A 22766-nucleotide genomic window follows, 5' to 3' on the forward strand; every position below is an offset into this window, starting at 1 on the left:
CACTATTTTTATTAAGAATGACAAAGTCAGACTGAAATGTCGCAAAACCACTTCATAGTGATCTCTGCTTTTTTATTGTGCGACTCAGATGAAGTGTATCAGCTTAATAGTGTCGTACAATTTATTAAAGCTACTGAGAATAAAATGTCGCGATAAATAAGGTTTTAAATAAATCTTCCTTAAGAATAATCTGAAGTTTTCATATTCACCGTTCAACTATCATCACTAAAATCAAACAAGCAGTTTTTTATGCTAACTTTAATATTTTTTGCAGATAATTAAAGGTAAGAATAAATCCGTGAAAGCGTAAGATAATGTTAAGGTTTTCATCATCAGGACATGACTTCGATGGTACAGGAGTGTGTAAAAAATTTATTTGCCATCAGCTATAAAGTTTTCGATACCTGCGTTTTATTGAACATATTTCCTTATCATATGGCCGGACACTATTTAAATCAGTCGTTCAGCAGTAGGAATTATTAGAGCTAAAACAGTTTGAAGCTGACCCTTCTTTATTTGCTATTTAATCACTCACAAAGCGCGTTACTTCAGGGGGGAATCTCTGTATAATGGGGCTGGATTAATAGGTTAACCTATTGATTAAAAAAGAATTATCACCCTGCCGTGACGCCTGGGAAGGCGACAAAGAGGAAGCTCAATGAGCGAAAAGTTACAGAAAGTCTTAGCGCGTGCCGGTCATGGCTCGCGTCGTGAAATCGAATCAATGATTGCCGCTGGCCGTGTCAGCGTCGACGGTAAAATCGCCACCCTGGGCGACCGCGTCGAAAGCAGCAAATCTCTGAAAATCCGTATTGATGGCCATCTGGTTTCCATTGCTGAATCAGCAACTGAAATCTGCCGCGTGCTGGCTTACTACAAACCGGAAGGTGAACTCTGCACCCGTAGCGATCCTGAAGGCCGCCCAACGGTATTTGACCGTCTGCCTCGTTTGCGCGGCTCACGCTGGATTGCCGTTGGCCGCCTGGATGTGAACACCTGTGGCCTTATGCTCTTCACCACTGACGGTGAACTGGCGAACCGCCTGATGCATCCGAGCCGTGAAGTTGAACGTGAATATGCGGTGCGCGTCTTTGGTCAGGTCGACGATGATAAAATTCGTCAGCTCAGTAAAGGCGTTCAACTGGAAGATGGCCCCGCTGCCTTTAAAACTTTGCGCTTCGGCGGCGGAGAAGGGATCAACCAATGGTATAACGTGACCCTGACCGAAGGGCGTAACCGCGAAGTGCGTCGTTTGTGGGAGGCGGTCGGCGTTCAGGTCAGTCGTCTGATGCGTGTTCGCTACGGCGATATCACCTTACCAAAAGGCCTGCCACGCGGTGGCTGGACCGAACTGGATCTGCCCGCGGTTAACTACCTGCGTAACCTGGTGGAAATGGATGATGAAACGGTTACCAAGCTGGTGGTTGAGAAAGACCGTCGTCGCACTAAAGCAAACCAGATTCGTCGTGCCGTGAAACGTCACAGTAAAGTGAGCAGCACGCCACGGGCACCACGCCGCAATCCGGGCAGCAAACGTAACTCCGGTTAATCACGTTGCCAGATCGTCGAAAACGCAGCCCCAGGGCTGCGTTTTCGTTTCTGTTACCAGTCAATTCCCTGCTGAGCCTGAATACCGGCATCAAAGGCGTGCTTAACAGTGCGCATCTCGGTGACCGTATCCGCCATCTCAATCAGGCTGCGATGACAGCCGCGTCCGGTAATGATCACACTCTGATGAGCCGGACGCTGTTGCAGGGCAATGATCAGATCGCCCAGCGGAAGATAATCCATGCTGACCATATAGGTGATTTCATCGAGCACCACCAGATCAAGCTGCTCATCGGCCAGCATCCGCTTTGCATGCTGCCACACGGCCAGACAGGCGACGGTATCCGTTTCGCGGTTCTGCGTATCCCAGGTAAACCCGGTTGCCATCACCTGAAACTCAACCCCATGTTGTTCCAATAGGTTACGCTCACCATTCGGCCAGTCACCTTTAATAAACTGGATAGCCGCCGCACGTTTGCCATGACCGGTGGCGCGGAGTGCCGTACCAAAGGCCGCGGTCGTTTTACCTTTGCCATTGCCGGTAAACACCATCAGGATGCCGCGGACCTCTGTGGCTGCGGCAATGCGCGCGTCGACCTGCTCCTTTAACCGCTGCTGACGCTGTTGATGACGATCCTCAGCCATTATTCAGCGGCTCCCGGTTTTCTGCCCGGCTGTGCATCAAAGCTGATACCAGTTTTGCGTCGGCTGTCATCACCCATCAGATAAAGGTAGAGCGGCATCAGATCGGCAGGGGATTTCAGCTTGCTGGCATCTTCCAATGGGAACGCGCTGGCGCGCATTTTGGTTCGTGTCCCGCCCGGATTGATACAGTTCACCCGCAATGCCTGCGTTTTATACTCATCAGCCAGCACTTGCATCATGCCTTCAGTAGCAAATTTAGAAACGGCGTAAGCTCCCCAGCCTGCACGCCCGGTTCGGCCAACGCTGGAAGTGGTGAATACCAGTGAACCGGCATCCGATTTTAACAGCAGCGGCAACAGCGCTTGAGTCAGGAAAAAGGTAGCGTCCAGGTTGATGCTCATCACCTGCTGCCAGACCTGTTGGGCGAGTTCAGCCAGCGGCACAATTTCGCCGAGGATACCGGCGTTATGCAGCACGCCGTCAAGACGCGGAAACTGTTGTGACAGTTGGTCTGCCACCTGCTGGCAACGTTCCGGTGTCGCCTCTGCCAGATCGAACACCACTGTGTGAGCCGGGCATTTATTGAGTTGATTGATTGACTGTTCAACCTGCTTAAGCTTTTCAGGGTTACGGCCCATCAGGATCACTTCCGCCCCATAACGGGCATAAGTTAGCGCCGCCTCCCGGCCAATGCCATCTGAAGCGCCAGTAACCAGGATAATACGGTGATTGAGCAGGTCGCTTTTCGGTTGATAATGCACAGTGGGATCCTCCAGCGAAAACAGCATGATTCCGCTTTATGCCTGAATTTACGAATGGGTGCAATCGCCAACCCACGCATTCTGTGCCAGCTGCTGGCATTTCAGGCGACGAAACAGGGCAAAACGGCTAAACTGGCGAACTGTTTTTGATTCTCTGTTTACTAAGGCGACCTGATGGATTTTATTTCTACGTATGGACTGTTTTTAGCGAAAGTGGTGACACTGGTGGTTGCCGTCGCTGTAATTGTTATGATTGTGATGAATGCCGCATTACGCAAACGGGCACAAAGTGGTCAGCTTCGTCTGACCCATCTGGGTGACGACTATCAACAGATGAAAGAGGATTTACAGCTGGCAAAAATGAAGCCGCAGGCGCAGAAAGTCTGGCTGAAAAATCATAAAAAAAGTGAGAAGCTGAAAGCCAAAGCGGAAAAGCAGGCGGCGAAGCAGGGGCAGACTGACAGTGCTAAGCCCACGCTTTATGTGCTCGATTTCAAAGGCAGCATGGACGCCAGTGAGGTGACCTCCCTGCGTGAAGAAGTTTCAGCCGTGCTCGCCGTGAAGCAGCCTGGCGATGAAGTGCTGCTGCGTCTTGAAAGCCCAGGCGGAGTGGTTCATGGCTATGGCCTGGCGGCCTCGCAACTGCAGCGTCTGCGTGATCAGGGTCTGCGCATCACGGCTGCCGTAGATAAAGTGGCGGCCAGCGGCGGCTACATGATGGCCTGCGTAGCCGATCGGATTGTGGCGGCACCGTTCTCGATCATTGGCTCCATCGGCGTAGTTGCGCAGATCCCGAACTTCAACCGCCTGCTGAAACGTAACGATATTGATGTTGAGCTTCACACCGCCGGGCAGTATAAGCGCACGCTGACGTTGTTTGGTGAAAACACAGAAGAGGGGCGTGAGAAATTCCAGGAAGATCTCGACGAAACGCACCTGTTGTTCAAGCAATTTGTCCACCAGATGCGCCCATCACTTAATATCGACCAGGTTGCAACCGGTGAACACTGGTATGGCCGCCAGGCGCTGGATCTCGGCCTGATTGACGAAATCGGGACCAGCGATGATCTGATCATCCGTCACATGGATCAGTTCAATGTGCTCGGCGTGCATTATGCCCGCCGCCGTAAAGTGATTGATCGCTTTACGCAGAGCGCCGGCTCGGTGGCAGAACGACTATTGCTGAAACTCTGGCAGCGCGGCGAAAAGCCACTGCTCTGATGCGGAACCCGGCCTGTGCCGGGTTTTTTATTCCAGGCTGTAGAGCGGCGACAGCACCACAGCAAGGTGTTTAAAGACGTTAAACACCGCCGTGGTTTTCGCGGTCGGCAGTCCCTCCGCGTCGAGAAAAAACGGTCCGCGAAATACCAGCACATTCCCCTGTTGAATCACCTCATCCGCCTGCATTCCCGCTAAATAATCATCATGTTCTTTGATCAACGCATTGGCCTTTTCCAGCAATGCCTGGCGGGAAATAGCCTGAGTTGTTCTCTGCATTTATTTGCTCCTTTTTGACAGAACCCTAATCCTTTCTATATTACTGACGAGTCACGCGGTGTGACAAATCGGTGTGACCGATGAAAATCTGGCGGAAGTCCCTACTGAGTGCTAATTAAGTTGCGTAACAGATTTTATCAGGTAGAGTGTGGGCGATTCCGATTTCAGGGATTTTGCACCAGGATGTGCGATGAGTTCAGATAGAAAAAGCACTCTTTATCATGCAGTTGCATACCGCCACATCATCTGATCTGAGATTGACCCCTCCGCCTTGAAATGTTAAACAGGCGCAGCAATATTGAACCCACTGGGTTTTTGGGCATCCAATCCTCTCCCGTTAAGCAGGATGTTTTCATTAGGTAAAGGTAAATATGGGTAAAGCACTCGTTATTGTTGAGTCCCCGGCAAAGGCTAAAACAATCAATAAATACCTGGGCAGTGACTACGTGGTTAAATCCAGCGTTGGTCATATCCGGGATCTGCCGACCAGTGGTTCAACCGCGAAGAAAAGTGCTGACGCCTCGACAGATAAGAAAGTAAAAAAAGTTAAAAAAGATGAGAAGGCCGCACTTGTCAGCCGCATGGGCGTTAACCCCTACCACGGCTGGGAAGCGGATTATCAGATCCTGCCCGGCAAAGAGAAAGTGGTCGCCGAACTAAAAGCGTTAGCTGCCAATGCTGACCACATCTATCTCGCAACCGACCTTGACCGCGAAGGGGAAGCCATCGCCTGGCACCTGCGGGAAGTGATTGGTGGTGATGACTCGCGCTTCAGCCGCGTGGTCTTCAACGAAATCACCAAGAATGCGATTCGTCAGGCGTTTGAAAAGCCAGGCGAACTGAATATTGATCGGGTTAATGCTCAGCAGGCGCGTCGTTTTATGGACCGCGTAGTGGGCTACATGGTCTCGCCACTGCTGTGGAAAAAGATCGCCCGTGGTCTCTCGGCAGGGCGTGTACAATCTGTCGCCGTTCGCCTTGTGGTAGAACGTGAACGTGAAATCAAAGCCTTTGTTCCCGAAGAATACTGGGAAGTTAATGCCGCATTGACCACACCCAAAGGCGATGAGCTGTCGATGGACGTGACGCACAAAGGCGATAACGCCTTCCGTCCGGTCAATCGCGACGAAACTTATGCCGCTGTGGCGCTGCTGGAAAAAGCGCGTTATGAGATCGTGGATCGTGAAGATAAGCCGACCAGCAGCAAGCCGGGCGCGCCTTATATCACCTCGACGTTACAGCAGGCTGCCAGCACCCGTCTTGGCTTTGGCGTGAAGAAAACCATGATGATGGCGCAGCGGTTGTACGAAGCGGGTCACATTACCTACATGCGTACCGATTCGACCAACCTGAGTCAGGATGCGGTCGCTATGGCGCGAGGCTACATCGAAAGCAATTTCGGTAAAAAATATCTGCCTGAAAACGCCATTACCTATGCCAGCAAAGAGAATTCCCAGGAAGCGCACGAAGCGATTCGTCCTTCTGATGTGGAGGTGTTGGCGGAAAAGCTGAAAGATATGGAAGCGGATGCGCAGAAACTCTATCAGCTGATCTGGCGTCAGTTTGTTGCCTGTCAGATGACACCGGCAAAATATGACTCCAGCACCATCACAGCTGCCGCCGGTGAGTTCAGACTCAAAGCGAAAGGCCGCATTCTGCGCTTTGATGGCTGGACCAAAGTGATGCCAGCGTTGCGCAAGAATGATGAAGATCGCACCCTGCCCGCAGTCAGCGTGGGTGATGTTCTGGATCTGCAACAGCTGTTGCCCGGTCAGCACTTTACCAAGCCACCGGCGCGCTTCAGCGAAGCGTCACTGGTACGTGAGCTGGAGAAGCGCGGAATTGGCCGTCCATCAACTTACGCGGCCATTACCTCGACCATTCAGGATCGTGGCTACGTGCGGGTAGAAAACCGTCGTTTTTATGCGGAAAAAATGGGTGAAATCGTCACCGACCGTCTGGAAGAGAACTTCCGCGAACTGATGAATTATGATTTTACCGCCCGCATGGAGAGCAACCTCGACCAGGTTGCCAACAACCAGGCCCAATGGAAAGCCGTGCTCGACCACTTCTTCACCGACTTTACTCAGCAGCTTGAATTGGCTGAGAAAGATCCTGAAGAGGGCGGCATGCAGCCGAACCAGATGGTATTGACCTCGATTAACTGTCCGACCTGTAGCCGTCAGATGGGGATTCGTACGGCCAGTACCGGCGTCTTCCTGGGCTGTTCCGGCTATGCGCTGCCGCCTAAAGAGCGCTGCAAACAGACCATCAATCTGATTCCGGAAAATGAAGTCCTCAATATTCTGGAAGGGGATGATGCTGAAACCAATGCCCTGCGTGCCCGTCGTCGCTGCCAGAAGTGTGGCACGGCAATGGACAGCTACTTAATCGACAACGAACGTAAACTGCATGTCTGTGGTAATAACCCGGAGTGTGATGGTTATGAAATCGAGAAGGGCGAGTTTCGCATCAAAGGCTATGATGGCCCGGTGGTGGAGTGCGAGAAGTGTGGCTCCGAGATGCACCTGAAGATGGGGCGTTTTGGCAAGTACATGGCGTGTACCAACGAAGAGTGCAAAAATACCCGCAAGATTCTGCGGAGTGGGGAAGTCGCTCCGCCGAAAGAGGATCCGGTTCCGCTGCCAGAGCTGGCGTGTGAGAAGTCAGATGCTTACTTCGTGTTGCGTGATGGCGCAGCGGGCGTTTTCCTCGCGGCCAACACCTTCCCGAAATCACGCGAAACGCGTGCGCCGCTGGTGGAAGAGCTTCAGCGCTTCAAAGATCGTCTGCCTGAGAAGCTGAAATATCTGGCCGACGCACCAGCCGTCGATCCGGAAGGCAATAAAACGCAGGTGCGGTTCAGCCGCAAGACCAAACAGCAGTATGTTTCCTCAGAAAAAGAGGGCAAAGCAACCGGCTGGTCTGCCTTCTATATAGATGGCAACTGGCAGGAAGCGAAAAAGTAATCCACTCAGGCCAGCGCTCGCTGGCCTTTTTCTGAGCCTTATATCAATCCGTTCTATTCTCTCACTTAAACTGATATAGTTGTTATAGCATTTCCGACCTTTCCTGATGCATAGCATTTCTTTACCCTTGCGACTATACGTCAACCGGGGATGCGACTCTGTAACTTACCGGATGGAATAGATATGAAATTACAGCAGTTGCGCTATATCGTCGAAGTGGTGAACCATAATCTTAATGTCTCTTCAACAGCGGAAGGTCTCTACACTTCTCAACCCGGCATCAGTAAACAGGTGCGTATGCTGGAAGATGAGCTGGGCGTGCAAATCTTTGCTCGCAGCGGTAAACATCTCACCCAGGTGACGCCTGCAGGGGAAGAGATTATCCGTATAGCGCGTGAAGTTCTCTCTAAAGTGGATGCAATCAAATCGGTGGCTGGTGAGCACACCTGGCCAGATAAAGGCTCGCTCTATGTAGCAACCACGCATACCCAGGCACGCTACGCGCTGCCGGGTGTGATCAAAGGATTTATTGAGCGTTATCCTCGTGTCTCTTTGCACATGCATCAGGGCTCTCCGACCCAGATCGCCGAAGCGGTCTCCAAGGGTAATGCGGATTTTGCGATTGCCACCGAAGCCCTGCATCTCTATGACGATTTAATTATGCTGCCGTGCTACCACTGGAATCGGGCGATTGTGGTGACAGCCGACCATCCGTTGGCTGGAAAAGGGCAGGTAACCATTGAGGAGCTGGCTGAATATCCACTGGTGACCTACACCTTTGGCTTTACGGGGCGTTCGGAGCTCGATACCGCGTTCAATCGTGCAGGCCTGACGCCACGCATCGTGTTCACCGCCACCGACGCTGATGTGATCAAAACGTATGTCCGGTTAGGTCTGGGCGTTGGCGTTATCGCCAGTATGGCGGTTGACCCAGTGGCCGATCCTGACCTCATTCGCATTGAAGCAGCCGACATCTTTACCAACAGTACGACCAAGATTGGCTTTCGTCGCAGCACATTCCTGCGCAGTTATATGTATGATTTTATCCAACGTTTTGCGCCACACCTGACACGCGACGTGGTAGATACTGCGGTTGCGCTGCGCTCTAACGAAGACATTGAGGCGATGTTTAAGGATATCCGACTGCCGTTTAAATAGTGTTTACGCACACCTTCTAAAATAAGGCTGCCTGGTGCAGCCTTTTTTGTCTCCAGGCTTTAGCGCCAAATGAGAATCAAAATTTTTTATTATTTTTTTGTAAATGAAACATTGATCACATGTTTTCCCATTGGGTTTTGTTAAATGCGAATTACAACACATTTTTAACTACGTCACTTTGCAGCTCGCCAGGATTATTCCCATACTCTAGTTAAGAGCTGATGTGGGAAGCCTGTCAGCATAGGGTTCTTATGAAGTCTCTATTGTCCTGAATGGATCTGTTTTTAAATTAACTCAAATTTATTGGCTGATTGTTTATTTAAATATTGGTTCGGGCGTTAATGATTTCTTACGTTATTGAAGGCTATTGATTAATACCGTTAATCGTTTTGCTCAATAAAAATAACTGGATTTTTGGCCTTAACGCGTTTAGGATTCCTCCTAAATCTTGATCGATGTTATCAATCATTTTGTTGAGAGTGATTATCAAAAACTATGAATACACGACTGACTGTACAACCGGGTTTCCCGGTAAAAAGCACCAAGGTTGAGCGTACCGGCAACACCCGTCGCAACGCCTGGTTAACCGTATTCGCTGCCTCTGCGCTGTTTTGGGTGGTTGTAGCGTTAATGATTTGGCGTATCTGGGGCTAAAGCCATGTGGGCAAACACACTCAGCCATAAGCGTTCCCTGACCTCGCGTCAGCACAAGCCGGTTGCCTGCAAAGGAAAAGAACCACTTGCAAACGACGAGAAAGTGTCTATCCCCGACTCGTGGGATTTGAGTGATAACCAGAGACTTTTTATTGAGTCGTTTCTGGAGCCTAAAAGCAAATAACGCTGTCAGACCTTTTATTAGTCTCTGCTCTTTTATTCCTGAGTTTCCGGCGGGCTTTTAAATGCCCCTTTCCACATACTGTACGACCAAAGGGTGTCGCCTCTATAAGGTGACCGCAAAAACTTTTACGCCCGATTCCGGCGAAGGAGTGAACCAAATGAATATCATTAAAATGTCCTGGCTCAGCGCGTATGCTTTCTCCTTTGCGTTCTGGTCTGCGGCGGTGTGGATAACGCTGTAATTTGAATTAAATCACCTTTTTCTGATGCCTCGTGACTTCACGGGGCATTTTCGTTTGCGAGCGATTGTAGCAATTTGTGTTGTAATCAAAACGTTAACGAATTTGTGGTCTATCTTTAACATAAACCTTTATCTCTCTAAGGTTTAAGACCATGAATGAAAGGAGGAGCTATGTCGTCTACCCTACGTGAGCAGAGTCAGGAAATACTGCAGGTCGACACCAAAAAATATCACATCTTCAGTCTACCTCGCGCTGCTCAACATCTTGGCAATATCGATAGCCTGCCCAAATCTCTTAAAGTTCTGCTGGAAAATTTACTGCGCTGGCAGGATGGTGAGTCCGTTACAGCGGAGGACATTCAGGCGCTGGTTGACTGGCAAAAAGACGCTCACGCCAATCGGGAAATCGCTTACCGGCCAGCACGCGTGTTAATGCAGGATTTTACCGGCGTTCCTGCTGTTGTTGACCTGGCTGCAATGCGCGAAGCAGTGAATCGACTGGGCGGCGAGGTAGCAAAAGTTAACCCGTTGTCACCCGTGGATCTGGTTATCGACCACTCGGTCACTGTTGACCATTTTGGTGATGATGACGCCTTTGAAGAAAACGTCCGGCTGGAGATGGAGCGAAACCATGAGCGCTACGTCTTTCTCCGCTGGGGCCAGAAAGCGTTTGATAAATTCCGCGTGGTACCGCCGGGAACCGGTATTTGCCATCAGGTGAACCTGGAATATCTCGGCAAGGCGATCTGGCATGAAACGTTGAAGGGGGAAGAGTACGCCTGGCCCGATACCCTGGTCGGTACTGACTCTCACACCACCATGATTAACGCGCTTGGCGTTCTGGGATGGGGCGTAGGGGGTATTGAGGCTGAAGCCGCCATGCTCGGTCAGCCTGTCTCAATGCTTATCCCGGATGTAGTGGGTTTTAAACTCACGGGTAAACTGCGTCCTGGCATTACGGCAACCGACCTGGTTCTGACCGTCACCCAGATGCTGCGTAAGCATGGCGTTGTCGGCAAATTCGTTGAGTTCTATGGTGATGGGCTGGCCGATCTGCCGCTGGCAGACCGTGCCACCATTGCTAATATGGCTCCTGAGTATGGCGCGACCTGTGGATTCTTCCCGGTCGATGACGTCACGCTGAGCTATATGACACTGACGGGACGCGATGCCGACCAGGTGGCTTTAGTGGAAGCCTATGCCAAAGCACAGGGTCTATGGCGGAATCCCGGCGATGAGCCGCGCTTTACCAGTACGCTGGCGCTGGATATGAACGAGGTGGAATCAAGCCTTGCCGGACCAAAACGTCCGCAGGATCGGGTTTCGTTGGGCGATGTGCCCGCTGCGTTTGATGCCAGCAACCAGTTGGAAGTGAATCAGGCGCAGAAACCCCATAAAAACGTAACGTATACCGACAGCGATACCGGGCTGACTCATACACTTACCGATGGTGCGGTGGTGATCAGTGCGATAACCTCTTGCACCAACACGTCTAATCCCAGCGTGCTGATGGCGGCCGGTTTACTGGCTAAGAAAGCGGTCGAACGCGGTCTGAAACGTCAACCATGGGTCAAGGCCTCGCTGGCGCCAGGTTCTAAAGTGGTCTCAGACTACCTGGCCGTCGCGCAACTGACCTCTTATCTCGACGAGCTGGGCTTTAACCTGGTAGGCTATGGCTGCACCACCTGTATCGGTAACTCTGGCCCACTGAAAGATGAGATAGAGTCTGCGATTAAAGCGGGCGATCTCACGGTGGGTGCGGTGCTATCGGGCAACCGCAACTTCGAAGGCCGTATTCATCCGCTGATTAAAACCAACTGGCTGGCTTCGCCACCACTGGTGGTGGCCTACGCGCTGGCGGGTAACATGAAAATTAACCTGCAGACCGAGCCGCTGGGACACGATCGGCAGGGCCAGCCGGTTTATCTAAAAGATATCTGGCCCTCGCCGGAAGAGATCGCCACGGCAGTGCAGCAAGTCACCAGCGACATGTTCCATAAGGAGTACGCCGAAGTCTTCGATGGCACGCCAGAGTGGCAGGAGATTAAGGTCAGTGAAGCGGCGACTTACGACTGGGATGAAGGCTCGACTTACATTCGTCTGTCACCCTTCTTTGATGATATGGAGAAAGCGCCTAAGCCGGTGCAGGATATTCGCGGGGCGCGGGTCCTGGCCTTACTGGGCGACTCGGTCACCACTGACCATATCTCGCCAGCGGGCAGCATTAAAGCAGAAAGCCCGGCCGGACGTTATCTGCTGTCACACGGCGTTGAGCGCACCGACTTTAACTCCTATGGTTCGCGTCGCGGCAATCATGAAGTGATGATGCGCGGCACCTTCGCCAACATCCGTATCCGCAACGAAATGGTTCCGGGCGTAGAGGGCGGTTATACCCGGCACTATCCAAGTGGCGAACAGCTTGCTATCTATGATGCGGCTATGAAATATCAGGCGGAAGGTGTTCCGCTGGCGGTCATTGCCGGCAAAGAGTATGGCTCCGGCTCAAGCCGCGACTGGGCAGCAAAAGGACCACGTCTGCAGGGCGTCAGGGTCGTGATTGCCGAATCCTTCGAGCGTATTCACCGCTCAAACCTGATTGGTATGGGTATTCTGCCTCTGGAGTTCCCGCAGGGCGTGACGCGCAAAAGCCTGGGGCTGACCGGTGAAGAGCACATTGATGTGGAGAATCTTCAGGCATTGACGCCAGGTTGCAGTGTCAAAGTGACGCTGACCCATGCTGACGGCAGTAAGGAAGAGCTGGACACCCGCTGCCGCATCGATACCGGTAATGAGCTGACCTATTACCGCAATGACGGCATCCTGCACTACGTTATCCGCAATATGCTGGACTAACAAAAAAGCCGGGGAAACCCGGCTCAAGATGACGGATGAAGTCTGGTCCGATTCACTCTGAGATCATGGTTGCACAGGGAACCCGGTCAGTTTGGAAAGTGGCTAGGACGTTTCCCTGGCGCGGGACACTTTCCTCTTTTAGCCGGGTTCCCTGCGCAGTGAATTTATCCGTTGCGGTAAGCTTCACCCGGGTTTGGGTTCAGCAGCGATTTAAAGCCGGAGTAACCGGCTTTTTCATTTACGACGGCTATGACTTCGGCAGTAGATGACCCATCTTTTCCGCTTTCGTATCCAGATAGTGCGCATTTTTCGGATTACGTCCCACGACCAATGGCACACGTTCAACAATGTTGATCCCGGCTTCACTGAGAATCTCAACTTTACGCGGGTTATTGGTCAGAAGGCGCACTTCATTAACACCCAGCAGTTTAAACATATCCGCGCACAGGGTGAAGTCGCGCTCATCGGCGGCAAACCCAAGCTGATGGTTGGCTTCTACTGTGTCATAACCTTTATCCTGTAAGGCATAGGCGCGGATCTTATTCAGCAAACCAATATTACGGCCTTCCTGACGGTGATAAAGCAGCGCACCACGGCCCTCTTCTGCAATGGCGTTAAGAGCGGCTTCCAGCTGAAAACCACAGTCGCAACGCAGGCTGAAGAGTGCATCGCCGGTCAGGCATTCGGAGTGAACGCGCGCCAGTACCGGCTCGTTATCATTTACATCGCCAAAGACTAACGCAACATGGTCATGTCCGGTTGCCAATTCTTCAAAACCAACCATCAGGAAATCTCCCCATGGCGTGGGCAGTTTGGCTTCTGCCACCCGTTTAAGCTGCATGTGACTCTCCAGAACCTTCAGAGGATGCACTATCATCATGATAGTGCACAGGCCAGTGTGGCCCGACAAACGTGCAATATTGTGCCACAACCCGCAAGCGGGCTGGTAATCCCTGATACCAATTGCAGTGATAAAGCACAATTATCCAATCGGCAACGGTTATGTTATTCTTTTTTAAGCTAAAGTTATGCAAATGTTGTCATTTGACACCTGGATAAGGGAAGAGGATGTTTAAGATTTCGCGTCGTACCACCTTTGGAATGTTGCTGCTGCTTATCATGCCGGTTGCGGTCTGGCTGACTGGCTGGCGCTGGCAGCCGGGCGAAAGCAATGCAGTGCTGAAAGGTCTCTTCTGGATGACCGAAACCGTCACTAACCCGTGGGGCATTATCACCAGCGTGTTGTTGAGTGCCTGGATGCTCTGGTGCCTGCGGTTTCGCCTGAAGCCGGCTATTTTGCTGCTGCTGATCATGAACGCCACCATTCTGGCCGGGCAATACACCAAATCCTTTATTAAAGAGCAGATACAGGAGCCACGTCCCTATGTCATCTGGCTGGAGCAGCATCACGGCCTGGATGAAAAGACCTTCTACGAGCTCAAGCGCAAACAGCGTGGCGAGATGGTGACCTCACTAATCGCGGATGAGGCGCAGATCCCAGGCTGGCTTAAACGGCACTGGGCGTTTGAAACCGGTTTTGCCTTTCCGTCGGGGCATACCATGTTTGCCGCCAGCTGGGCGCTGCTGGCATTGGGTCTGCTCTGGCCGCGTCGTCATTATAAAACCGTGGCGGTGATCTTCCTGTGGGCCACCGGCGTGATGGCGAGCCGTCTGCTGTTGGGTATGCACTGGCCACGCGATCTGGCGATGGCAACCGTACTCTCCTGGTTACTGGTCACCGTTGCCACCTGGCTGGCGCAGCGTTTTTGTGGCCCGCTGACGCTGCCACCGGAAGAGCAAAAAGAGGTGGCGCAGCGGGAACCCTGATTGTAATTCACCCTTAAGACCCCATATTATTAGTCGGGCCTGCGCAAAAGCGACTCGCCCGATGCTGCTGGGAGCAGCATTTTTGCAGGAGTTTTGGCATAATTCTACCCGACAACCTCACAACAGGATGCACTGTGAAATATTTGCTGATTTTTTTAGTGGTACTGGTCATTTTCATTATTTCCGTCACATTAGGCGCACATAACGATCAGGTCATTACTTTTAACTATCTGCTGGCGCAGGGTGAGTTCAGCATCTCGACCTTACTGGCATCACTGTTTGGTGCAGGTTTCGTGCTTGGCTGGATTATCTGCGGTCTGTTCTGGTTGCGCACCCGCGTATCTCTGGCGAATGCCAACCGGAAAATTAAACGTATGCAGACCCAAATCGAGCAGAGTACTGCCCTGGCAACCACGCCATCTTCTCCGGCTGGCCGGGAATAACCCCCGATGCATGAATTGCTGTTTCTGTTACTGCCGGTAGCGGCTGCGTATGGCTGGTATATGGGCCGCCGCAGCGCGCATCAGGATAAGCAACAGGAAGCCAACCGATTGTCACGTGAATATGTCGCTGGTGTAAACTTTCTGCTCTCGAACCAGCAGGACAAAGCAGTCGACCTTTTCCTTGATATGCTGAAAGAGGACAGTGGCACCGTTGAAGCGCACCTGACGTTAGGTAATCTGTTTCGATCGCGCGGGGAGGTCGACCGCGCCATTCGTATCCATCAGGCTTTAATGGAAAGCGCTTCCCTGAGCTACGATCAGCGCCTGCTCGCCGTACAGCAGTTGGGCCGCGACTATATGGCGGCGGGCTTATATGACCGCGCTGAAGATATGTTTAAGCAGCTTACCGATGAAACTGACTTTCGGGTGGGTGCGCTGCAGCAACTGCTGCTGATCCACCAGGCAACCAGCGACTGGCAGCAGGCGATAGAGGTAGCAGAACGGCTGGTTAAGCTCGGCAAAGAGAAGCAGAAAGGCGAAATTGCCCACTTCTACTGCGAACTGGCACTGCAGGCGATGAGCAGCGACGATCTGGATCGTGCAATGAGCCTGCTGAAGAAAGGGGAGGCGGCCGATCGTAACAGCGCACGTATCTCTATCATGATGGGCCGTATTCTGATGGAAAAAGAGGACTTCGCCAAAGCGGTGGGTCATCTGCAGCGGGTACTGGATCAGGATAAAGAGCTGGTGAGTGAAACGCTGGGCATGCTGGAGACCTGTTTTCAGCGGCTTCATCAGCTTGATGCCTGGTCAGCGTTTTTGCAGCGTTGTGTGGAAGAGAACACCGGTGCGGCAGCGGAACTCTATCTCGCTGACATCCTGGAACAGCAGCAGGGAGCAGAAGCGGCGCAGAACTACATCAGTCGTCAGCTGGAGCGCCATCCCACGATGCGGGTGTTCCATCGCCTGATGGATTTAAATCTGCATGAAGCGGAAGATGGCCGGGCCAAAGAGAGCCTGATGGTACTGCGCGACATGGTCGGCGAACAGATCCGCACCAAGCCGCGCTATCGCTGCCAGAAATGTGGCTTTACCGCCCACGCACTATACTGGCACTGCCCATCCTGCCGCACCTGGTCTTCTGTTAAACCCATCCGGGGTCTCGACGGTCAGTAACCGGGCCATCAAAGAAACATAAAGTATAGTTTATTATAGTTACAACATGCTAATTAAACATCAAGATTCCGTCACTCAACAACTGTGCATAAACTGCCAGGCAGAGGGACAATGGCGATTGTGATGGCCAGACACCGCAGGTAGAATGCTTGCCGTTTGTCTATTGCGCCTGCGGGTGCCTACTGCAGAGGAAATGCCATGCCTTCACCCCACAACGTGACCGCTTCGCCGATTCTGGTAGCGCTGGATTATCATGATCTCGACAGCGCTTTGCGTTTCGTTGACCAGATCGATCCCCGCAGTTGCCGCCTTAAAGTGGGCAAAGAGATGTTTACGCTGTTTGGACCTTCGCTGGTAAAAACCCTGCAGCAGCGCGGCTTTCAGCTCTTCCTCGATCTTAAATTCCACGATATTCCGAACACCACCGCCCATGCAGTGGCTGCTGCAGCCGATCTGGGTGTCTGGATGGTTAACGTCCATGCCAGCGGCGGGGCGCGGATGATGAACGCGGCGCGTGAGGCGCTGCTATCCTTTGGTAAAGATGCGCCTCTGCTGATTGCAGTGACCGTACTGACCAGCATGGATGCAGATGACCTTAAAGAGCTAGGCATTACGCTTTCACCTGCTGAACAGGCAGAGCGACTGGCGAAGCTGACCCAGTCGTGCGGACTGGATGGTGTGGTCTGTTCCGCGCATGAGGCTGTCCGCTTCAAACAGGTTATGGGTCAGGACTTCGCGCTGGTTACGCCGGGGATTCGCCCGGCGGGCAGTGATGCAGGCGATCAGCGGCGCATCATGACACCCCAGGAGGCGAAGCAGGCAGGCGTGGACTACATGGTTATTGGGCGTCCGATCACCCAATCCGCCGATCCGGCCGCCACCCTTCAGGCGATCCTGCACAGTCTGGAGACACAATAATGGCGAATGATAATCCACTGGTTTATTCAACCGAAAGCGGGCGCATTACGCAGCCGGAGCACAAAACGGCGCGGCCAAAAGGGGATGGTATTGTGCGTATTCAGCGCCAGACCAGCGGACGCAAGGGAAAAGGGGTCTGCCTGATCAGCGGCATCGACCTGGATGACGCGGCATTGACGCTGCTGGCGGCTGAACTGAAAAAAAAGTGTGGCTGCGGGGGGGCGGTGAAAGAGGGCGTCATCGAAATTCAGGGGGATAAACGCGATTTACTGAAAAGCTTGCTGGAAGCCAAAGGTATGAAGGTCAAACTGGCGGGCGGGTGAAAAAAATCGGGCTATCCAGATAGCCCGATTGTAACGCATATGCTTAGCGTAGCCGATTATTGTTTTAATAAGGTCTTAGTGGACCTGATGACCGATAATACCCCCGACAGCGGCGCCACCGACTGTGCCGAGTGCGCTGCCATTGGTCAATACTGAACCTCCAATCGCACCCGCGCCCGCGCCAATAGCGGTATTGCGGTCACGCTTAGACCAGTTAGAACAGCCGCTCAGTGCAACAGCTAGCGTGGTCGCCAGTACAACGGCAGTGATTCGTTTCATTGTTGTTGTCATACACTTCTCCTTTGATGTGCTCACAGAGGCAACACTTTTAGTATAGCTCCGATATTTCCTCAGCCCGCTTGTGCCACATCATTGCCGCTTCCGTGATGGCATCGAAATGGGGTCACCATGGACAAACCGTTTGTAGCAGGTGAGTCACAATGCAAACCCAACAGGTCCACGCATTGCCTGAGAGAATTCTAAGCATTCTGCGTTAATTCCGAAGATAGAAAATTCTGAAATCACGACACATTTCCGCATTCATAGCCATTCCTTCTGCGTTTATAGCCATTTGCTCCATAACTTTTTGGCGTCCGACTCCGCAAAATTCAGGAACAATTGTCAGCTGGAGAAAAGGCATGCTGGAACAGCTTAAACAACAGGTTCTGGAAGCGAATCTGGATCTACCCAAATACAACCTGGTGACCTTCACCTGGGGCAATGTCAGCGCTGTTGACCGCGAACAGGGTTTGCTGGTGATTAAACCGTCCGGCGTGCGCTATGAAGTGATGAAGCGCGACGATATGGTCGTCGTCGATCTGGTAAGCGGCGACGTGGTGGAAGGGGATAAACGCCCCTCATCAGACACGGCGACGCACCGCGCGCTCTATCTTGCCTGGCCAGACGTGGGTGGCATTGTCCATACCCATTCGCGGCATGCGGCCATCTGGGCGCAGGCAGGACGACCGATTCCGGCCTGGGGAACCACCCACGCCGATGATTTTTACGGTGAGATCCCCTGTACACGGGCGATGCGCAATGAAGAGATTCAGCACAACTACGAGTGGAACACCGGTGAGGTGATTATCGAGACATTTGCGCAACGTGGGTTGTCACCCTTGGCCATCCCGGCAGTGCTGGTTAACGCCCATGGCCCGTTTGCCTGGGGGAAAGATGCCCCTGCTGCCGTGCACAGCGCCGTTGTCCTGGAGGAGGTGGCTTATATGGGTCTGTTCAGTCAGCAGCTTAACGCAAACCTGCCGCCGATTAACCAGACACTGCTTGACCTGCACTATCTGCGAAAGCATGGCGAGAATGCCTGGTACGGACAAAAATAGCGAGCGGGACGCCACGGCGTCCCTTTTTATTAGTCTCATCTGAGACTGGTATGGCGAGCGCCATCATAGTTATCAACACAACCTGCCATAAAATAAAACAGCGTTTCATTATATTGAGGTGATCACTGTTTTGCTCTCCCTGAGTCCCTATCTTGCTTGCATCGCCTTCGGGCATTCCTGCTCCGTACTCTGGCATAGCAAAGGTGACATCCCTATGCATATCAAACGTGTAATAGACAAAATACCAGGCGGCATGATGCTCATTCCGCTGTTTACCGGCGCACTTTGCCATACGTTCTCTCTCGGGGCGGGGAAATATTTCGGTTCTTTCACCAACGGCCTGATGACCGGCACGGTGCCGATTCTGGTCGTCTGGTTTTTTCTATATGGGCGCGTCGATGAAGCTCAGCGCCACCGGTACGGTACTGCGTAAATCGGGCACGCTGGTACTCAGGAACATTGCAGTGGCCTGGGTTGTGGCCGCTATCGCCTCAAGGGTGATGCCGGAGAATGGTGTAGAGGTGGGGATGTTCGCCGGGTTATCTACCCTGGCGCTGGTGGCAGCCATGGATATGACCAATGGCGGTCTTTATGCCTCGATCATGCAGCAATATGGTTCCAAAAAGGAAGCGGGCGCGTTTGTGCTGATGTCGCTGGAGTCCGGGCCATTAATGACCATGGTTATCCTGGGCACGGCCGGTATCGCTTCATTTGAGCCGCATGTGTTTGTCGGCGCGGTCCTGCCGTTCATTGTGGGATTTGCAATAGGGAATCTTGATCCACAGCTGCGTGAGTTCTTCGGTAAAGCCGTACACACGCTGATTCCTTTCTTCGCCTTTGCTCTTGATAACCCCCTTAATCTGGGAGTCATTGCGGAAAGCGGACTGCTGGGCATTATGCTGGGTGTGTCGGTAATCCTCATAACCGGTATCCCACTGATTCTGGCCGATCGGCTGATGGGCGGCGGGGACGGGACGGCTGGCGTGGCCGCATCCAGTACGGCAGGCGCAGCGGGGGCAACACCGGTGCTGATTGCCGGGATGCTGCCACAGTTTAAATCGGTTGTCCCTGCGGCCACCGCGCTGGTTGCGACTGCCGTTATTGTGACCTCCGTGCTGGTGCCGATCATCACAGCCATTAATTCAAAACGCGTTAAGCGTCTTCATGTTGCCGTTGGACAGCGTGTTGCTATTAAGTAACCCGTCTAATCAATCCCGGACGCGTGAGTCGGGGATCTCTCTGGATTTTGTGTTGTAAATCAATCTCTCATTTGGTCTGGCCTCACTCTGGATTACGCTGATGTGGCGTATTAAACGCATCAAATATAAACAGAGGATGAGACAATGACAGTGATTAACCAAGCAACGTGCAGATTATTTACCGAAGTCGGCAACACCACACAGTTAGTCGCCTATTACGAAGAAGGGCGCCGTACCCTGTGGATGATGTTGCGTGCGCAGCCCCGTCCGAGTTTCAACCATGAACTGATTGAGGAGATCATGAATCTGAGCTACGCCGCTCAGCGTTCCGGTTTGCCGATCGACTTCTGGGTCACCGGATCACTGGTGCCGCAGATGTTTAACGCTGGCGGCGATCTGCGCTTCTTCGTTGAGTGCATTCGCAACAACCGTCGTGAGGCGCTGCGAGCCTATGCCCGAGCCTGCGTGGATTGCATCCATTCAGCAGCACGGGGTTTTGATACCGGCGCGGTGACGCTGGCAATGATTGAGGGCAGTGCGTTAGGCGGCGGATTCGAAGCTGCGCTGGCGCATCACTTCATTCTGGCGCAGAACAATGCGCGGATGGGCTTCCCGGAAATTGCCTTTAATCTCTTCCCCGGCATGGGTGGCTACTCGCTGGTGGCGCGTCGTTCCGGCATGAAACTGGCAGAGGAGTTGATCTGTGAAGGGGAGTCCCACAGTGCAGAATGGTATGAGACACGCGGACTGGTGGATAAAGTCTTCCAGCCAGGCGACAGCTACCGCGCTACACGCACCTTTATCGACACGTTACGTCCTAAACTCAATGGCGTGCGGGCTATGCTCAAAGCGCGTCAGCGCGTGCTGCAATTGTCACGCGCTGAGCTGATGGATATCACTGAAGATTGGGTTGATTACGCCTTTACTATCGAACCCAAAGATATTGCTTACATGGAACGACTGGTCCAGTTACAAAACCGTCACAGCGCATCATTGCGTAAAGCGGGTTAATTTTAACCAGCGTTAAACGTGGGCAGGATGCTTAGCCAGCCAATGTCCAAATTGTTCCGCGGGCATTGGTTTTGCGTAGTAATAGCCCTGACGCCCATCGACACCACTTTTAAGGACAAATTTTTCTTCGTCCGGGGTCTCAATACCCTCTGCAATCACCTGCAAATCAAGCGCCTTGGCAACGGCGACAATCGCACGCACCAGCGATTGTGAAACCGGCTGCTTGTTAATATCCCGGATAAAACTTTGATCGAGCTTGATGGCATTGATCGGCACGCGTGCCAGCTGAGAAAGCGAGGAGTAACCGGTGCCAAAATCATCCAGATGAACCTGTGCGCCAAGCTGCTGAAACTGCTTCATCAGCTTCAGCGCTTCGTTTTCATTCTCAATCAGGCAGCTTTCGGTGAGTTCAATATCGATAGGGCAGTCAGTGATATTCGCCTCATGCAATGCCTGTTTCAGATCGGTATAAATGCTTTGATCAATCAACTGTCGTGCTGAAACGTTGACGGCGACGCGCAAAAATATTCCCTGCTGACGCCAGGCGATAATCTGCTTCAGCACGTTGAGCATTACCCAGCGTCCCAGCGGCACGATCAGCCCCGACTCTTCGGCATAGGGAATGAAATCAGCGGGAGAGACCAGGCCCCGTTCCGGTGAGTTCCAGCGCACCAGGGCTTCGGCGCTTCGGACCTGACCATCGCTGTCGATTTTCGGCTGGTAATAGACCAGCAGATGATCCAACTCCAGCGCCTTGCGAAGATTGGTGTCCAGCCACAGGTATTCAAAGACCCGCTGGTTCATCTCGGCAGCAAAGACGCAGAACTTGCCGCGCCCATTCTCTTTGGCGTGATACATCGCGGTATCCGCGTTACGAATCAGGCTCTCGCGGTCTTCGCCATGCAGTGGCGCAAACGCGATGCCGATAGAGCAACCGCTGTAAACTTCGATTAGTCCGATACGAAAGGGCTGACGAAGGCGCTCAAGAATACGGGAGGACATTGCCTCCAGCGCGGCCTGGCTAGTGTGCTCGGCCAGTACCACAAACTCATCCCCGCCCAGTCGGCCCAAAGTCTGATCTTTACCCAGGCAGCTAAGGATCGCCAGTGATACCGCTTGCAGTAATTGATCGCCAAACATATGGCCGTAGGCATCGTTCACTTTTTTGAAATTATCGAGATCGAGATAGACCACGCCGGTCTCATCGCCCTCAGAGCGCTCCAGCGCCAGGCTAATCTGTTGATGAATGGCGTTGCGATTAGGCAAACCGGTCACCGTATCGGTGTTTGCCAGCACCCGGAGACGTTCCTGAGCACGTCGCTCTTCGGTTATGTCTGTCCCTGAACAGATGAGGAAAATTTCATTTTTTCCACTGCCGCTGTGAACAAACTTATTACGGAACAGAAACAGTCGCTGACCTTTTTTAGTTTTAATCCAGCGCTCGACCTCATAAGAGTTGCCATCCCGGAAGAAGCCCGCAATGTTACGTCGTGACTGTGAGGCTTCCTGTTTGTTCATAAAGAGCTGAAATACGTTACGGCCAATAACCTCATGCTCATTCAGGCCGGTATATTCTTCACTGAGGCGGTTAAAACGCTGAATATTGCCGCGCTGATCAAGGATCACAATCACCGAGTTGGCTTCAGAAACCACCTGTTCGGCGAATGAAAGACCCAGGGTTAAGTCGCGGGCGACCGCTGAGGTATCGCCCCAGGCAGAGGCAGTTCCTGCCCAGGTGGCCTGGTTCACTTTGCGTCCGACAAAATGCATCGGAACATCAATGCCCTGCAGGGTCATGGTCAGATTGATGCTCGAGGTGATGACCGGCATCGCGCGTATCATTGCGGCTTGGCCGGGGGTCAACGGCAGGGCGATATTGGTTTGTGACGACTCATCTTCGGCAAAATGCAACGCATCGCTGTCCGCGGTCAGACGCCAATGAGGGCTGGTTGTACCAAAAAGGGTGTACAACAACGTTTGCCCTTGTTCATCGGTCATGGAAACTTCCTCCGGGAAGTGCTCT

The 22766-nt window shown here is 52.6% G+C and carries 19 protein-coding genes and 1 pseudogene; 14 read left to right on the forward strand and 6 right to left on the reverse strand.

The window, feature by feature from the left end:
* Window positions 1–658: 658 nt before the first annotated feature.
* Window positions 659–1549: a 23S rRNA pseudouridine(2605) synthase RluB gene (gene rluB, locus WFO64_RS14575; protein ID WP_337012820.1), complete on the forward strand. Its 891-nt coding sequence runs from the start codon at window positions 659–661 to the stop codon at window positions 1547–1549.
* 53 nt (window positions 1550–1602) lie between these two features.
* Here the strand turns inward: rluB and cobO are convergent, their stop codons facing one another.
* The gene (gene cobO, locus WFO64_RS14580; RefSeq protein WP_337012821.1) at window positions 1603–2193 is read right to left on the reverse strand and encodes a cob(I)yrinic acid a,c-diamide adenosyltransferase; all 591 of its coding nucleotides are present in this window, start codon (window positions 2191–2193) and stop codon (window positions 1603–1605) included.
* Window positions 2193–2954, reverse strand: a complete 762-nt coding sequence (locus tag WFO64_RS14585; RefSeq protein WP_337012870.1) for a YciK family oxidoreductase — start codon at window positions 2952–2954, stop codon at window positions 2193–2195. Before WFO64_RS14585 ends, cobO begins: the two co-directional genes overlap by 1 nt.
* A 174-nt stretch (window positions 2955–3128) precedes the next feature.
* On the opposite strand from WFO64_RS14585, the gene sohB reads away from it, so the two are divergent.
* A complete protein-coding gene (gene sohB, locus WFO64_RS14590; RefSeq protein ID WP_337012822.1) occupies window positions 3129–4175 on the forward strand; it encodes a protease SohB in 1047 nt (348 codons plus the stop codon).
* Between the two features lie 27 nt (window positions 4176–4202).
* Here sohB and WFO64_RS14595 read toward each other — a convergent pair whose 3' ends face one another.
* On the reverse strand, window positions 4203–4451 hold the full coding sequence (locus WFO64_RS14595) for a YciN family protein (RefSeq protein WP_337012823.1): 249 nt from the start codon (window positions 4449–4451) through the stop codon (window positions 4203–4205).
* Window positions 4452–4822: 371 nt separating this feature from the next.
* On the opposite strand from WFO64_RS14595, the gene topA reads away from it, so the two are divergent.
* The 4 genes from topA to acnA all read left to right on the forward strand — a co-directional run bounded on the left by topA (window position 4823) and on the right by acnA (window position 12509).
* Window positions 4823–7420, forward strand: a complete 2598-nt coding sequence (topA, locus tag WFO64_RS14600; protein ID WP_337012824.1) for a type I DNA topoisomerase — start codon at window positions 4823–4825, stop codon at window positions 7418–7420.
* A gap of 183 nt (window positions 7421–7603) precedes the next feature.
* Complete coding sequence (cysB, locus tag WFO64_RS14605) at window positions 7604–8578, forward strand: HTH-type transcriptional regulator CysB (RefSeq protein WP_337012825.1); 975 nt, start codon at window positions 7604–7606, stop codon at window positions 8576–8578.
* A 495-nt stretch (window positions 8579–9073) separates the two neighbouring features.
* Window positions 9074–9232, forward strand: coding sequence for a YmiA family putative membrane protein (locus tag WFO64_RS14610; protein ID WP_098050400.1), 159 nt, complete (start codon window positions 9074–9076; stop codon window positions 9230–9232).
* Between the two features lie 595 nt (window positions 9233–9827).
* Window positions 9828–12509, forward strand: a complete 2682-nt coding sequence (gene acnA / locus WFO64_RS14615) for an aconitate hydratase AcnA (RefSeq protein ID WP_337012826.1) — start codon at window positions 9828–9830, stop codon at window positions 12507–12509.
* 247 nt (window positions 12510–12756) lie between these two features.
* On the opposite strand, the gene ribA is transcribed toward acnA, so the two are convergent.
* Window positions 12757–13350, reverse strand: a complete 594-nt coding sequence (ribA, locus tag WFO64_RS14620; RefSeq protein WP_337012827.1) for a GTP cyclohydrolase II — start codon at window positions 13348–13350, stop codon at window positions 12757–12759.
* Between the two features lie 227 nt (window positions 13351–13577).
* Here ribA and pgpB point away from each other — a divergent pair, with 227 nt between their 5' ends.
* The 5 genes from pgpB to yciH all read left to right on the forward strand — a co-directional run bounded on the left by pgpB (window position 13578) and on the right by yciH (window position 17196).
* Entirely contained in the window at window positions 13578–14336 is a 759-nt protein-coding gene (gene pgpB / locus WFO64_RS14625) for a phosphatidylglycerophosphatase B (RefSeq protein ID WP_337012828.1), read from the forward strand.
* A 134-nt stretch (window positions 14337–14470) separates the two neighbouring features.
* Window positions 14471–14779, forward strand: a complete 309-nt coding sequence (locus tag WFO64_RS14630; protein WP_010244487.1) for a LapA family protein — start codon at window positions 14471–14473, stop codon at window positions 14777–14779.
* Window positions 14780–14785: 6 nt separating this feature from the next.
* Entirely contained in the window at window positions 14786–15955 is a 1170-nt protein-coding gene (gene lapB, locus WFO64_RS14635; RefSeq protein WP_337012829.1) for a lipopolysaccharide assembly protein LapB, read from the forward strand.
* 198 nt (window positions 15956–16153) lie between these two features.
* On the forward strand, window positions 16154–16873 hold the full coding sequence (pyrF, locus tag WFO64_RS14640) for an orotidine-5'-phosphate decarboxylase (RefSeq protein ID WP_337012830.1): 720 nt from the start codon (window positions 16154–16156) through the stop codon (window positions 16871–16873).
* Window positions 16873–17196, forward strand: a complete 324-nt coding sequence (yciH, locus tag WFO64_RS14645) for a stress response translation initiation inhibitor YciH (protein WP_337012831.1) — start codon at window positions 16873–16875, stop codon at window positions 17194–17196. Before pyrF ends, yciH begins: the two co-directional genes overlap by 1 nt.
* 75 nt (window positions 17197–17271) lie before the next feature.
* Here yciH and osmB read toward each other — a convergent pair whose 3' ends face one another.
* Window positions 17272–17487, reverse strand: a complete 216-nt coding sequence (gene osmB / locus WFO64_RS14650; RefSeq protein WP_003853848.1) for an osmotically-inducible lipoprotein OsmB — start codon at window positions 17485–17487, stop codon at window positions 17272–17274.
* Between the two features lie 347 nt (window positions 17488–17834).
* Between osmB and araD the strand changes: the two genes are divergently transcribed.
* The 3 genes and pseudogenes from araD to WFO64_RS14665 all read left to right on the forward strand — a co-directional run bounded on the left by araD (window position 17835) and on the right by WFO64_RS14665 (window position 20743).
* The gene (gene araD, locus WFO64_RS14655; protein WP_337012832.1) at window positions 17835–18533 is read left to right on the forward strand and encodes an L-ribulose-5-phosphate 4-epimerase; all 699 of its coding nucleotides are present in this window, start codon (window positions 17835–17837) and stop codon (window positions 18531–18533) included.
* Window positions 18534–18747: 214 nt separating this feature from the next.
* Window positions 18748–19732 (forward strand): annotated as a pseudogene (gene kdgT / locus WFO64_RS14660) (2-keto-3-deoxygluconate transporter).
* A 144-nt stretch (window positions 19733–19876) separates the two neighbouring features.
* Window positions 19877–20743 (forward strand): crotonase/enoyl-CoA hydratase family protein, encoded by an 867-nt coding sequence (locus WFO64_RS14665; RefSeq protein WP_337012833.1) that lies wholly within the window; start codon window positions 19877–19879, stop codon window positions 20741–20743.
* Window positions 20744–20755: 12 nt separating this feature from the next.
* On the opposite strand, the gene pdeR is transcribed toward WFO64_RS14665, so the two are convergent.
* The gene (pdeR, locus tag WFO64_RS14670; protein WP_337012834.1) at window positions 20756–22741 is read right to left on the reverse strand and encodes a cyclic di-GMP phosphodiesterase; all 1986 of its coding nucleotides are present in this window, start codon (window positions 22739–22741) and stop codon (window positions 20756–20758) included.
* Between the last annotated feature and the right edge of the window lie 25 nt (window positions 22742–22766).

Origin of the sequence: Pantoea sp. AS142 (assembly GCF_037152305.1) — a bacterium.
Classification (GTDB): Bacteria; Pseudomonadota; Gammaproteobacteria; order Enterobacterales; family Enterobacteriaceae; genus Pantoea.